Annotated in this window: 13 protein-coding genes; 5 read left to right on the plus strand and 8 right to left on the minus strand. The window is 62.3% G+C overall.

Annotated features, from left to right (window positions below; genetic code table 11):
• Positions 1 to 69 precede the first annotated feature (69 nt).
• The 8 genes from AC3ENJ_RS07330 to rpmH form a co-directional block, all read right to left on the minus strand.
• On the minus strand, positions 70 to 1,485 hold the full coding sequence (locus AC3ENJ_RS07330; protein WP_431813568.1) for a ParB/RepB/Spo0J family partition protein: 1,416 nt from the start codon (positions 1,483 to 1,485) through the stop codon (positions 70 to 72).
• A 629-nt stretch (positions 1,486 to 2,114) separates the two neighbouring features.
• A complete protein-coding gene (locus AC3ENJ_RS07335; protein WP_431813569.1) occupies positions 2,115 to 2,969 on the minus strand; it encodes a ParA family protein in 855 nt (284 codons plus the stop codon).
• A 268-nt stretch (positions 2,970 to 3,237) separates the two neighbouring features.
• Entirely contained in the window at positions 3,238 to 3,963 is a 726-nt protein-coding gene (gene rsmG / locus AC3ENJ_RS07340) for a 16S rRNA (guanine(527)-N(7))-methyltransferase RsmG (protein ID WP_431813570.1), read from the minus strand.
• Between the two features lie 4 nt (positions 3,964 to 3,967).
• Positions 3,968 to 4,510, minus strand: a complete 543-nt coding sequence (locus AC3ENJ_RS07345; RefSeq protein WP_431813571.1) for a Jag family protein — start codon at positions 4,508 to 4,510, stop codon at positions 3,968 to 3,970.
• 13 nt (positions 4,511 to 4,523) lie between these two features.
• Positions 4,524 to 5,513, minus strand: a complete 990-nt coding sequence (gene yidC, locus AC3ENJ_RS07350) for a membrane protein insertase YidC (RefSeq protein ID WP_190781066.1) — start codon at positions 5,511 to 5,513, stop codon at positions 4,524 to 4,526.
• A complete protein-coding gene (yidD, locus tag AC3ENJ_RS07355; protein ID WP_223841703.1) occupies positions 5,510 to 6,022 on the minus strand; it encodes a membrane protein insertion efficiency factor YidD in 513 nt (170 codons plus the stop codon). Before yidD ends, yidC begins: the two co-directional genes overlap by 4 nt.
• A complete protein-coding gene (rnpA, locus tag AC3ENJ_RS07360; RefSeq protein ID WP_190781065.1) occupies positions 6,019 to 6,363 on the minus strand; it encodes a ribonuclease P protein component in 345 nt (114 codons plus the stop codon). The genes yidD and rnpA overlap by 4 nt, the downstream gene beginning before the upstream one ends.
• 25 nt (positions 6,364 to 6,388) lie before the next feature.
• Entirely contained in the window at positions 6,389 to 6,526 is a 138-nt protein-coding gene (gene rpmH / locus AC3ENJ_RS07365) for a 50S ribosomal protein L34 (protein ID WP_095797204.1), read from the minus strand.
• A gap of 429 nt (positions 6,527 to 6,955) precedes the next feature.
• Between rpmH and dnaA the strand changes: the two genes are divergently transcribed.
• From dnaA to gyrB, 5 genes are all read left to right on the plus strand, one after another.
• Positions 6,956 to 8,578: a chromosomal replication initiator protein DnaA gene (gene dnaA, locus AC3ENJ_RS07370; protein ID WP_190781064.1), complete on the plus strand. Its 1,623-nt coding sequence runs from the start codon at positions 6,956 to 6,958 to the stop codon at positions 8,576 to 8,578.
• A gap of 568 nt (positions 8,579 to 9,146) precedes the next feature.
• Complete coding sequence (gene dnaN, locus AC3ENJ_RS07375) at positions 9,147 to 10,271, plus strand: DNA polymerase III subunit beta (protein WP_190781063.1); 1,125 nt, start codon at positions 9,147 to 9,149, stop codon at positions 10,269 to 10,271.
• 4 nt (positions 10,272 to 10,275) lie between these two features.
• Positions 10,276 to 11,481: a DNA replication/repair protein RecF gene (recF, locus tag AC3ENJ_RS07380; RefSeq protein WP_431813572.1), complete on the plus strand. Its 1,206-nt coding sequence runs from the start codon at positions 10,276 to 10,278 to the stop codon at positions 11,479 to 11,481.
• Positions 11,474 to 12,067: a DciA family protein gene (locus AC3ENJ_RS07385; protein ID WP_431813573.1), complete on the plus strand. Its 594-nt coding sequence runs from the start codon at positions 11,474 to 11,476 to the stop codon at positions 12,065 to 12,067. Before recF ends, AC3ENJ_RS07385 begins: the two co-directional genes overlap by 8 nt.
• A gap of 246 nt (positions 12,068 to 12,313) precedes the next feature.
• Positions 12,314 to 14,389, plus strand: a complete 2,076-nt coding sequence (gene gyrB / locus AC3ENJ_RS07390; RefSeq protein WP_431813574.1) for a DNA topoisomerase (ATP-hydrolyzing) subunit B — start codon at positions 12,314 to 12,316, stop codon at positions 14,387 to 14,389.
• The last annotated feature ends 27 nt before the right edge of the window (positions 14,390 to 14,416 follow it).

The raw sequence follows: 14,416 nt of genomic DNA on the forward strand, positions 1-14,416 counted from the left end.
GGGGCCATCTTTTGTAGCGGGGGGCCGATCTGCCCGGGTGATAGATGATCCTAACGCTCCGGCTAGTGCCTAGCTTTGGCCGCCCACCTTCGGGTCCAACACGTCGATGATGCGGTTCAAATCTTCCACCGACGCGAATTCAATGGTCATCTTGCCTTTGCGTGCGCCCAATTGAATCTTGACGCTGGTGTCCAGTCGATCCGAGAACGCGTCCGCAATGTAGTTGAGCCGATCATCATGGCGGTGGGTGGCGCTCTTACGCTTGGGTGCATGACGCTTGAGACCGTCCGATAGCGCGACGGTTTCCTCCGTGGCTCGCACGGACATGCCCTCGGCCACTACCCGCTGCGCAAGTCGCTCCATTTCGGCGGGGTCGGTCAAGCCCAGCAATGCCCGCGCGTGACCGGAACTCAGCACGCCGGCCGCCACGCGGCGTTGCACCAACGGGGGCAGGCGCAGAAGACGAAGGGTGTTGGAGATCTGCGGACGTGACCGGCCGATACGGCGGGACAGTTCGTCCTGGGTGGCACCAAACTCCTCCAAGAGTTGCTGATAGGCGGCCGCCTCCTCCAGGGGATTCAGCTGTGACCGATGCAAGTTCTCCAGGAGGGCATCGCGGAGGAGGTCGTCATCGGAGGTTTCCCGAATGATGGCGGGGACCGAATCGATGCCGGCCTTCTGAACGGCGCGCCAGCGACGCTCGCCCATCACCAGTTCGTACTTGGCACCTTCCCCCTCGCGGCTCGGGCGCACAACGACCGGCTGGAGGACTCCCAATTCCTTGACGGAGAATGCCAGTTCGGCTAGCTCGTCCTCGTCGAAGACTTGCCGGGGCTGTTTCCGGTTGGGGTGTATGTCGGCCACCGGGATTTCCGCGAACTCTGCACCCGGTACCACGTCGAGCTGACTCGCGTCGAGGCCGATATTCGTTCCGTCACCCGTGCCGGTGGATGTTTCACGTGGAACGCTGGCGTCCGGCTCCGTCGTGTCGGGGGATTTGGGACTGCTTATGGTTTGCGGAGATTGCTGGCGTGTGCGGGGCTGACTATCGGCGGCCCCGTCGATGCCGGTGGATTCTAAGGAGTCGGGCGCAGCGTTCGCAGATTGCGGACCTTTTTCGGATGTGTCATCCACGGTTATGCTCCCGCTACCGGGGCTCACATGGTGACGAGACGTCTTCAATGTTTCACGTGAAACATCGTGCTCGGGCCTCTCTTCGGCCAATCCGGCAGGGTCCTTTGAGGCAGATTCGGTTCCTGCCACGGTCGGCTCAGCCGAGTCCTCGATACCGTCGGACTCGTCGGAGGGAAGAAAGAACATGTCTACCGGGCGACGAACGGTGGTGGTACTCCTGAGCGCCTGGCCCATGTCACGACGAGCACGAGCTGCAGGCTTGCCACTCTTGCTCTTATCGCGGCTTTCGGGCGATGTTTCACGTGAAACGGCTGGTTTCGTGTTTGCAGCTGCTGCATTAGTATTTTCCATTAGAGCCGGTGAATTGCCTTCTCCGGATCTCTTCCTTACGGCAGCAGCTTTCTTGGCTGGCTCGCCGCCTTGCCGTGGACCGGCAGGCTGCTCGGAGGTCGGCCGCGCGATTACCCCGCTGCTCTTCGACCGCTGCTTGGAGGGCTTGGTCGATGTGCTCTTGTTCGATGCCGTCTGCCCACCTGATGTCTTGGACGACGCGGCGGGCGTTCGGGCGTTCGATGCGGATCTGACCCGCGTTTGACTCTGGTCCTGTTTCGAGGTCCTATCGTCAGACGATGAAGCATCATTGTTGGCCCGTGCCGGGTCAGTGTCCGGCGCTGGCCCGCTGGGGATCAGGGCGCCAAGGCCGCGACCTAGACCTCGTCGTTTCTCGCTCACGTAAATCCTCTCGTCGTATCTCCGACGTTCATCTTATCCGCGAGCAGCCGCCCGCACTCGCTGCAGGGACCTATTGGCACCGTGTATGGGTCAATGTTTCACGTGAAACAGGATGACGCGCAGCAGAGTTGTCATGGGCCCATAAGGCAAGATGCGCCAAGGGCCGCGAACTGCGCAGTTCGCGGCCCTCGATTGCTATTTCCGCGGCATCAGCGGGCAAGGGGTATGTTTCACGTGAAACATGCCGCCTAGTGCTGGGGTGAACGAGCTCCCAGTTCCGCGGCTGCTTCGAGATAGGAAAGTGCACCGGTCGAGCTGGGGTCGTAAGTAATGACACTTTGCTGGTAGCTCGGGGCCTCGGAAATCCGCACGGATCGGGGAATCATTGTCTCCAAGACCTGGTCCGGGAAGTGCTGACGCACTTCCTCGGCCACCTGCGAGGCAAGATTGGTGCGTCCGTCGTACATCGTCAGCAGAATGGAGGAGACGGACAGGTCCGGGTTCAAGTGCTTTTGAATCATTTTGATGTTGTTCAGAAGCTGGCTCAGACCCTCCAATGCGTAGTACTCGCACTGAATGGGAATGAGCACCTCGGTGGCCGCGACGAACGCGTTGATGGTCAAGAGGCCTAGGCTTGGCGGGCAGTCGATGAACACGTAGTCCAGGCGTGTCTCGCCCCGCTCTTCACGTGCATTCCCGTATGCCTTGAGGGCCCGCTGTAACCGTTGTTCGCGGGCCACGACCGACACCAGTTCAATCTCAGCGCCGGCGAGGTCAATGGTCGCCGGCAGCACCCAGAGGTTCTCCATCTCGGGGGACTTCTGGACCACATCCACTACTGGAGTCTCATCGATCAGAACATCGTAGACGCTCTCGACATCCGTTCCATGGGGGATCCCCAGGGCGGTGGATGCATTGCCCTGGGGGTCATTATCGACCACCAGGACGTTTTGCCCCTGTTGGGCCAGGGCAACCGCCAGGTTAACGGAGGTGCTGGTTTTACCCACGCCACCCTTTTGATTGCTGATCGTGATGTACCGGGTTTCAGCAGGGGGATCGATCTTGGTCTGCCTGAGTCGTGCGCGACGTTTGTTCTCTTCCACGAGCTTCCTCCCAAGGGCGGTATCCGCTACTGCTTGCTGCGCTGCCGTACCGTGTGGGGTGTCTGTTTCACGTGAAACGTGACGTCCTCGGTCCGGAACAACCTTTTTTGTTTGTGCTACGGGATCCGGTGGAAGACCGAAGTCATGGCCGCGCACCCGGTCGTTCCGAGTTTCGGAGTTCTGCTCCACTCGTACCACTCGTCCTCTCCGACGGTTACAGACTGTCCTGCGTTAGCTTACCCAGCCACATCGAGCCCACCGACCAGGATCACAGGCTCAGGCGGACCACCGTGGTGGGTTCGCTCAGGAAATCCTCACCCACGGTGAGTACTTCCGCGGACCGCACCCCGAACCGATTGAACTTCTTCCTGGCCTTGTCCACTTCGTCCTGCGCCGACCGCCCCTTGAGGGCGAGCAGCTGTCCCGACCCCTTGAGCAGGGGGAGTGTGATGTCCATCAGACCTGTCAACGCGGAGACCGCACGGGCCGTCACCACGTCGATGTTCTTCAGCTGCGTTTTGGCCTGTTCGGCGCGCGTCCGCATGACGGTCACGTTGGGCAATTCCAGGTCGTCGATCACTTCGTGGAGCCACTGGACACGGCGTTCCAGGGGCTCGACCAGGGTGATCGGGATGTCAGGGCGGGCCAAGGCCAGGCACAGTCCGGGCAGGCCGGCGCCGGATCCCACGTCCACCACACGTGCGTTCTCCGGGATGAGCTCTTGGACCACGGCACAGTTGAGTACGTGACGCTCCCACAGCCTGGGCGCTTCGCGCGGGCCGATCAACCCGCGGACGATTCCCGACGACGCCAGGTGTTCGGTGTAGCGCTCGGCAAGTTCCAGTCTGTCTCCGAAGAGCTGCTGGGCGGCCGCCAATTCCGAACCCGTCAGCGGAGGCGCCGGCTGGGGATCGGGGGCCGGTCGGGAGTCAACGGGAGGCTGTGAAGGCCCCGAGGCGGCGTCGTGCGCCTTGGACGAACGTGACTGTGCCACAGACCTAGTCCGCCGCAGAAATCACGATGTGACGGCCCGGGCCTTCGCCCTCGGACTCCGAGACTAGACCGGCCTCGGCCACGGCGTCGTGAATGATTTTGCGTTCATAAGCGGACAGCGGTTCCAAATGCACGCTGTCGCCGCTGGACTGCACTTGGGCCACGGCCTTCTGCGCCATCTCCCGTAGTGCCTCGGCGCGGGCCACGCGGTAGCCCCCGACATCGAGCACCAGACGGCTGCGACGCTCCGTGGCGGATAGGACGGCCAGGCGAGCGAGCTCCTGCAATGAATCCAGTACCTCACCCTTGGGGCCAACGAGGGCCTCCAGCTCGGAGTCTTGACCGTCCTCGGTCACCACGGACACATAGGTACGACCATCGCGGACCTCGATGTCGATGTCACCGTCAATGTCGGCGGTGTCCAGTAGCTCCTCGATGTAGTCGGCCGCGATCTCGCCTTCTTCTTCAAGCGGGCTCAACTGGGTCACGGGCGCATCGCCGGTCTCGTTCTCGGTCGTGACGTCATGACCGTTGTCAGTCTCGTTCATTGGATGCTCTCCCTCAGGACCCTTGCTTCTTGCGGGACTGCTGTTGTTTCTGGCGTTTCTTGGACACGGGCTGCTTGCGCTGCCCCGCGGCGGCACGCTGGCGCTGTTCTTCCAGCTTCTCCTCGTGCTCCTCCTTGCTGACACCCACCGGGGGCAGACCCTTGGCTGCGCGGCGTTCGTTGAGCTCGCGCTCGGCCTGTGAACCCGGAGTGGGGTTGTTGCGGATGACCCACCACTGCTGGCCCATGGACCACAGGTTGGAAACGGTCCAGTAAATGAGCACACCCAGCGGGAAGTTGATGCCGCCGATCGCGAAGACCAACGGGAACAGGTACAGCATCATTTGCTGCTGGCGGTACATGGGCGACTGCTTGGCGGCATCGCTCATGTTGCGCACCGTCAACTGCTTCTGCGTAATGAACTGCGTAGCGGACATGGCCACGATCATGACGATCGCCAGCACCACGGTTGCGGTGTGGTTACCGATACCGGGCTGCATGAGGGTGGAGAACAACGGTGCACCGAAAATGGTGGACGCGTTGAACTGCTCGACCAGCTGCGGGGTCAGAACATGGATGGACTCACCATTGCCTGCCGCCTGGGGCACCGAGCGCAGCACCTTGAAAAGCGCGAAGAAGATGGGCATCTGCACCAAGATGGGCAGGCATGCGGAGAACGGGTTGGACCCGTGGTTCTTGTACAGGGCCATTTGCTCTTCGGCCATGGCCTGACGGGAGAGCTGATCCTTCTTGCCCTTGTACTTGGCCTGCAGTTTGGCCATTTCGGGCTGCAGTTCCTGCATGCCGCGCATGGACTTGATCTGCTTCAGGAACAAGGGGATGGTCAGTGTACGCATCACCAGGGTCAGACCCACGATGGACAGCACCCAGGTGATACCTGAGGCCGGGTCCATCCCAATGGCGGTGAGTAGCTCGTGGAAGACCCACAGCACGGCCGAAACGGCCCAGCTGAAGGGGAAGAGGATGATGTCGAAGAAATTCATCGAACGTTGGCTCCTTGGGTCACGCCGTGGTGGTGACCGGGGCGGTCGCACGTGGCCTCACGTGCGAGGTTCGGGTGGTTGAGCAGCATGATTTTGGGCGTCTCGGACAGTGAATGGAACTCTCGTCCACCGCCAGGAACTCTGTCGATTCCGCCCGCCGCCCATGGATGGCACCGCAATAAGCGCTTGACACTCAACCCGAGTCCACGGGCCGCACCGTGAACGGTGAAGGCCTCGAGCGCGTAGGCCGAGCATGACGGGAAGTAGCGGCACACGTCCCCGTAGAGCGGGGACACAATGGAGCGATACAGCTTGAGCAGAGCAATGCACACGTTCTGCGGGGCGTACTTGATGGCGCGGAGCGCATTGTTCGCCCTGTGGTACTCATGGGGCGCTCGGTTCAGGAGAGCGTCGGCTGCCACCCGGTCTTCCACGTGTGCGCCTCCTCCAATACCTTGCACATCGAACGGTACGGCATTGCCCTGGGCAATGCCGGAGTCTGTTGTCATCCGGCCTTCCGGAATGCGCTCTGATACGCACCACGGTAGTCGTCACCGAGCTCGCTCCACACCGCACCCGCCGAGGCAGGTAGGGCGCGGACCACCACATCATGCCCGGTGGGCCGCAAACGCACGGTGTCGGCCGCGAGTTCACGCAATCGACGCTTGACCTTGTTGCGAACCACGGCGTTACCCACGGCCTTGGACACCACAAAACCCACTCGGGTGGGCTGGTCCTGGTCGCTTATGCGTACGGATACGACGACGTTCCGGCGTCCACTACGGGCGCCGGAACGTACGGTTGCAGAAAACTGCGCCGAGGTGCGCATCCGATGCTGGACGGGCAGCACGGTGCGGGGCCTCTACAACGTGAACTTAGGCCGACAGGGAAGCGCGACCCTTGCCACGGCGGGCATTCAGGATGGCGCGGCCTGCGCGGGTGCGCATACGAGCGCGGAAGCCGTGCTTACGGGCACGACGGCGGTTGTTCGGCTGGAAAGTCCGCTTGGTCATTAGTCACTCCACAAGGTTGGGACAACGGTGCCCGAACCGTGCGGTTGCACGGGGATGGGCACGCGGTAGGTATTTGGGTGCGTAGGCACGGCAGAAAGGCCCGAGCATAAACGCACAAGACTGATTTACAGTAGTCAATCGCCCGCCTCCGGTCAAATTCGGGCGCTCGCCGGCAACTTCTCCACAGTTGTGAATCCACAGCCTGTGAATCATGTGGACAACCTCATCCACCACGCGCCGCGGTGGAGTTTATCCCCAGGCACGAACTACAAGGTTGTAGTTCCCCACATCCGCCCAATCGGGCTATGAAGTGCCGCGATGCATGTTCTAGGCTGTTCGATACGGCTTCCCCCACTCTGGTTTATCCACCGCTGTGTACAACTCTGTGGAAAACTGGGCAGAACCCGCCGCTACCGTCAGGAGAAATTCATGTACCAGGACAATCAGCCCCTGCTCCAACAGTGGGCCGAATGCGTCCGGTACATGAAGGAGCACCCCAGCGTGACCGGCCGGTCCCGGGGCTTCATCTCCTTGTCCGAGCCCCAGGGACTCATGGGCACCACCTTGCTGGTGGCCGTTCCCAATGAGCGCACGCGGGAGTACTTCCAACATCGCAGCATGGCCACCGTGCTCGACGAGGCCGTGGGTCGGGTATTCGGGCCGGAAACACTGGTCGCGTTCGTGGTGGACACGGAACTCGGTCTGACCGAGCCGCAGAACGAAACACCGGCCGTGGACTCGCAGAGCCCTTCGATCGAGGAACTTGAGGCGGAACGCACTCGCAGCGCCCCGCAGACGCCGGCCCACTACGAAGTGGACGTGCCGCGTACCGACCATCCGCGTCCGATGCCCAGTGGTCTGACCGACACCATGGCCGCGGAATCCACCACCCGCGATTACGGAGACCTACCCCCGCGCCGAGATCCGCAGGCCGTCCCGCCGGTTCGCACCCGCGAACCGCTGAGCACAACGAACGGCACGGACACCAGTCCCTCGGACGCCGAATGGGACAGCTCCGCACGGTTGAATCCCAAGTACGTGTTCGATTCATTCGTGATCGGCCAGTCCAACCGCTTTGCCCACGCGGCAGCCTTCGCCGTGGCGGAAACGCCCGCCAAGGCATATAACCCGTTGTTCATATATGGGGACTCCGGGCTGGGTAAGACTCACTTGTTGCACGCCATCGGCCACTACGCCAAGCGGCTCTATCCCAAACTGCGCGTGCGCTACGTGAACTCGGAGGAGTTCACCAACGATTTCATCAACTCGATCCGCGATGACGAAGGCTCCTCCTTCAAGGGCATTTACCGCAACGTGGACATGCTGCTCATCGACGATATCCAGTTCTTGGCCGGGAAGGAACACACGCAGGAAGAGTTCTTCCACACGTTCAACGCGCTGCACAATCACGAGAAGCAGATCGTGATCACCTCGGACATGCCGCCCAAGCAGTTGACCGGCTTTGCCGAGCGCATGCGATCCCGCTTCGAGTGGGGTTTGATCACGGACGTGCAGCCGCCCGAATTGGAAACCCGCATCGCGATTCTGCGGAAGAAGGCCATCAGCGAGGGCATGGACGCCCCGGATGACGTGATGGAGTACATCGCTTCACACATCTCCACCAACATTCGTGAGCTAGAGGGCGCCTTGATCCGTGTCACGGCATTCGCCTCACTGAACAAGCAGGCGGTGGATCTGCCGCTGGCCGAGCTGGTGCTCAAGGACTTGATCACCGAGGACGGCGGCCAGGAAATCACGGCGGCATCGATCCTCGGCCAGACCGCGGCGTTCTTCAACATCACCTTGGACGAGCTCAAGTCCAAGTCCCGCACCCGCACGCTCGTGACCGCGCGGCAGATCGCCATGTACTTGTTGCGCGAGCTCACGGATATGTCGCTTCCCAAGATCGGTCAGGAGCTGGGCGGGCGTGACCACACCACCGTGATGCACGCGGACCGCAAGATTCGCACCCTGATGGCCGAGCGGCGACAGATCTTCGATCAGGTCACGGAGCTGACCAACCGCATCAAGCAGCAGTCCCGCGAGGGCTGAGCACGCGTTTCACCACTGCGTGAGGGTCCCGGCCAATAGGTCGGGACCCTCCTTTTTTTGTGATTCATCCACAGGTTCCCACCGCTCAGGACCAGCAACGACGCCGCTGCATGCACAGTTCCGGGCGGCCATGTGGACGGGTTGTGCACAACCCGGAATCACTCCATGTGGAAAACTTTGTGGACAACGATTGAGCTTCGGTGGATAAGCATCCCGGCACGGGGGACGACCCTGTGGATTCCGCGGAAGACCGCGGAAGTTACACACTGAGCGGCCACAGGTAAGCCCGGAGTTAAGCACAGGACGTCAACAAGCGCGAGCCGTTCGAACAGCGGGAAGCAGACGGTTATCCACAGTTTCCACATGGGTTATTAACACTCTTACCCTTAAAGAGAAATCCACCGAATAACAAAAATCCTGTTCCCACGCCTCGCCTCGAGCCCGGTCAGCAACCTGTAATTACAAGTTTGCGCACTCCACTCGGTTCCTGCGGGCTCGATAGTCGCAGCTCAAGGCGGATACGATGCACACGGCGAGTTACATATTTTTAGACCAAAGGGGCATTGCCGTGAAGTTCTCCGTCGAGCGCGACGTACTGGCTGAAGCAGTCACATGGACGGCACGATCCTTGTCACCACGCCCGCCGGTCCCCGTTCTCTCCGGTCTTCTGATCAAAGCCGACGGCGGTTCACTATCGATCGCAAGCTTTGACTACGAAATCTCTGCTCGTCTGACCATCAGCGCTGATGTCCAGGAGGAGGGCACCACCCTGGTCTCCGGCCGCCTCTTGGCGGATATTTGTCGTTCCCTGCCCTCCGCACCCGTGCAGGTGGAGGTCGAGGGCGGCAAGGTCACGCTCACGTGCAAGTCGTCCAAGTTCAACCTCGCGGCCATGCCCGTCGGTGACTACCCCCAATTACCGAACCTTCCGGAACTGTCCGGTGTGATCGCCGGTGACGAGTTCGCCCACGCCGTGGGTCAGGTGAACATCGCCGCGTCCAAGGACGACACCCTCCCGATCCTCACTGGTGTACGCATGGAGATCGAGGGCGAAAAAATCACGTTGCTAGCCACGGACCGGTACCGGTTGGCCATGCGTGAACTCACCTGGCGGCCTTCTGATCCCACCATTTCCACGGCGGCTCTGATCAAGGCCAAGACCTTGAACGACATTGCCAAGACCCTCGGCGCCGCCGGGGACGTCAATGTTGCACTGGCCGACAACGCGGAGCTGGTCGGTTTCGAATCCGGTGGCCGCCGCACCACCAGCTTGTTGATCGACGGCGAGTATCCCAAGATTCGCTCGTTGTTCCCGGAGAACACCCCGATCACCGCCGCGGTCAAAACGGCGGATCTCGTGGAAGCGGTCCGCCGCGTTTCCCTGGTCGCCGAACGCAACACCCCGGTGCGACTGGCCTTCACCCAGGGACAGGTGGCACTGGACGCCGGAACCGGCGAGGACGCGCAGGCTTCCGAGGTCCTGGATGCCCAGCTCAACGGTGACGACATCACCGTGGCGTTCAACCCCACCTACCTGTCCGAGGGTCTGCACGCCTTCGATTCGCAGTACGTGCGGTTCTCCTTCACCGCACCTCCCAAACCCGCGGTGCTCTCCGCCCAGCAGGAGTTGGATGGCGAGGACAACGTGGATTACAAGTACCTGCTGATGCCGGTCCGGTTGCCCAACCAGTGATCGTGTGTTCGTAGACCACCTGTCCCTGCTGGACTTCAGGACCTACGCGAGTCTCGATCTGCCCCTGGACCGCGGGCTGACCGTATTCGTAGGTCCCAACGGCGTGGGTAAGACCAACGTGGTCGAGGCCATCGACTGGGCCGCCAACCTCTCCTCACACCGCGTGGCCAGCGATACCCCGCTGATCAAAACGGGGTCCGAACGAGCGATCGTCAGGATCCGAGTCCGTCGTGCCACCCAGCGCACGATTCTGGAGTTCGAGCTCAACAGTGGGCGGACCAATAGGGTCCAGATCAACCGCGCAGCTCCGGTGCGAGCACGGGAGGCCATGGGCATTCTTCACACCGTGGTGTTCTCTCCGGAGGATCTGACTCTGGTCAAGGGAGACCCGGGGCACCGGCGGAAGTTCCTGGACGACCTGGCGACCGCCATGCGGCCGGTGTTGGTCGCGGCCCGCAGCGATTACGAACGCGCCCTGAAACAACGCAATGCGCTGTTGAAATCCGCACGCCACTCACGCCAGAACGCGGAATCCCACAGGGCAACCCTGGCCGTGTGGAACGAGCAATTGGCGCGAGCCGGCGCCGCGGTCATGGGAGCACGACTTCAGCTGCTCAAGGCACTGAAGCCCGAGGTGGATCTGGCCTATCAGCAGCTCACGGACGGCCCGAAACACGTGGCCCTGCACTACGAGTGCTCGTCATTGGACCCCGCTGCTGACCCGGCGGCCCTGGAGCATTTCTCCGTGGCGGACCTCTACCAGCTCATGCTGCAGGCCTTCGACCGGGTCGAGCGGCAAGAGCAGGAACGCGGGATCACACTGGTGGGTCCGCACCGTGACGACATGATGATTTCCCTGGGGGACACTCCGGCCAAGGGCTATGCCTCCCACGGTGAGACGTGGTCCATGGCCCTGGCTCTGCGGCTGGGTTCGTGGTACGTACACGTAGCCGATGACCCCAACGAGGGCGCAGCACCCGTGCTGATCCTGGACGACGTGTTCGCCGAACTGGATGCGCGACGTCGGCAGAAGCTGGCTCAACTGGTCCAGCGGGCCGAGCAGGTACTGGTGACCGCCGCCGTGGACGAGGATCTTCCGCGGGCGCTGCGCGAGAACCCGCATCGCGTGGTGCGCGTGAGCCCCGGTCAGGTGGGCGTCGAGGATTCCCCGGCCGACGAGGCACCCCCCGATCGAGGCGAGCATGACTGATCCGGCCCGGGACGACGTCGTCGATGCCGCCGCATCCGCACTGCAACGCGTGCGACGAGCCGCTCAGGAGCGCGGGGACGCGCGACTGTCCAAGGCGGCCGCGGCCAAGAACATGAAGTTCTTTGGGCAGGCGATGGAGGACGGCACGGGATCGCCGGCACTCAAACAGCGGTACAACCGGCCCGTGGATGCCCGGCAGATGGGTGGTTACTCCGGCCCGGGCAAATCGGCGCGAGACCCCCGCAAGCTGGGCAGTATCGTGGATTTACTGATCGTGCACCGTGGCTGGAAAACACCCGTGAACGTGAGCAGCGTGCTCGCGGACTGGGCCTCTCTCGTGGGTGCGCGCAACGCGGAGCACACGTGGCCCGAAAGCTTCGAGGACACCGTGGTGCGCGTGCGCTGCGACTCCACCGCATACGCCACGCAAATGCGGTTGATGCAATCGCAGATCCTGCGCACTTTCGCGGATCGACTGGGGGAGGGCATCGTGACCAAGCTCGATATTCACGGGCCGGTGGGGCCGAGTTGGAAGAAGGGCCGATGGACCGTCCAGGGTCGCGGGCCCCGCGATACCTACGGATAACCGCGTTCCATGTCCCGGATGAGGCGGTAGACGCCGCAATTCTCAGAATCACCCCCGGCTCATGTGGTCCCCCAGCGGACGGGGCATCCGGGGCGTCTGCGGGCCGTTGAGCGCTTTATCCGGTAGAATTGCGGTACAAGATCTTTTTGTCCCGCCAGCCGATGAGCCGCGCGCCGTCTCATCGGCTGTATTCATGCGGGCCGACCAATCGATCTACGTCGATTACGCAGGAGGACCGGAGACCCCGTGGCTACAGAGGATCCCCTACAGCACGAATACGGTGCTGGTGATATCACCGTCTTGGAAGGCCTGGAGGCCGTCAGGAAACGTCCGGGGATGTACATCGGTTCCACCGGACCTCGCGGTCTGCACCACCTGGTGTACGAGGTGGTCGACAACTCCGTGGACGAGGCGCTCGCCGGCTACTGCGATCACATCGAGATCACGCTCCAGGCGGACGGCGGTGTGCGCGTTTCCGATAACGGCCGCGGTATCCCCGTGGACATGCACCCCAGCGAGGGCAAGCCCACCGTGGAGGTGGTCATGACCATCCTGCACGCCGGCGGTAAGTTCGGCGGCGGCGGTTACGCCGTCTCCGGCGGCCTGCACGGTGTGGGTATTTCCGTGGTCAACGCGCTGTCCTCCCGCGTCAGCACCGTGGTGCGCCGGCAGGGTTATGAATGGCGGATGAACTTTGCCCACGGCGGTGTTCCGCAGGGCCAGCTGCAACAGGGTGAGGCCACCGAGGAGACCGGTACCACTCAGACGTTCTACCCCGATCCCGAGATCTTCGAGACCGTCGATTTCGACTTCGAGACGCTGCGCGCCCGCTTCCAGCAGATGGCCTTCCTGAACAGGGGACTGCGCATCACGCTGACGGACGAGCGACAGAAGGACGAGTCCGGTGAGGAGATCGCCGGGTCTCAGACCAAGGTTTCCGCGGAGGAACCGGTCGAGGGTCAGGATGGCGGCACCGTCAATGCCGTGAACGGCGAGACCCACACCAACCCGAACGGTGACCTGCGGGTCGTCTACAAGTACGACAACGGTCTGCTGGACTACGTGACCTTCCTGAACTCGTCCAAGAAGGCCGATCTCATCCACGAGGACGTCATTGCGTTGGAAGTGGAGGACGACGACAAGAAGATGTCGTTGGAACTGGCCATGCAGTGGACCACCGCGTTCACGGAGTCGGTGCACACCTACGCCAACACCATCAACACCCACGAGGGTGGCACGCACGAAGAAGGCTTCCGTTCCGCGCTGACCACCCTGATCAACCGGTACGCGCGGGAGAACAAGCTGCTGCGCGACAAGGACGAGAACCTCACCGGTGACGACGTCCGCGAGGGCTTGACCGCAGTGGTCTCCATCAAGCTGGGCGAACCCCAGTTCGAGGGCCAGACCAAGACCAAGCTGGGTAACTCCGAGGCCAAGACCTTCGTGCAGCGCGAGATGTTCGACTTGTTCGGTGACTGGCTCGAGCGCAATCCCGCCCCGGCCAAGGACATCATCCGCAAGGCGATCTACGCGTCCCAAGCGCGCCTGGCCGCGCGTAAGGCGCGTGAGACCACGCGACGTAAGGGCTTGCTGGAATCCGGTGGCATGCCGGGCAAACTCAAGGATTGCTCGTCCAAGGACCCCACGCTCTCCGAGATCTACATTGTGGAGGGTGACTCCGCGGGCGGTTCGGCCGTGCAGGGCCGCGACCCCGCCCACCAGGCCATTCTGCCGTTGCGCGGCAAGATCCTGAACGTGGAGCGCGCGCGCCTGGATCGCGCGCTGTCCAACGCGGAAGTTCAGTCCATGATCACCGCGTTCGGCGCGGGTATCGGCGACGACTTCGACATCGAGAAGGCCCGCTACCACAAGATCGTGCTCATGGCCGATGCGGACGTGGACGGTCAGCACATCACCACGCTGCTGCTCACGCTGTTGTTCCGATTCATGCGCCCGCTCATCGAGCACGGGTACGTGTATCTGGCGCAGCCGCCGCTGTACCGCATCAAGTGGTCCAACGCCGCCCACGATTACGTGTTCTCGGACGCCGAGCGCGACGAGGTCGTGGCCAAGGGCCTGGCCAACAACCGTCGCCTGCCCAAGGACAACGGCATTCAGCGCTACAAGGGCCTGGGCGAGATGGACTACACCGAGCTGTGGGAAACCACCATGGACCCCGAGCACCGCACGCTGTTGCAGGTCACCATGGACGACGCCGCAGCGGCGGATCAGGTGTTCTCCGTGCTCATGGGCGAGGACGTGGAATCCCGCCGCGAATTCATCCAGCAGAACGCCAAGGACATTCGGTTCCTCGACATCTAGACATGCTGTCTACCGCATATTTCGTAT

This window comes from Kocuria sp. cx-455 (assembly GCF_057707085.1).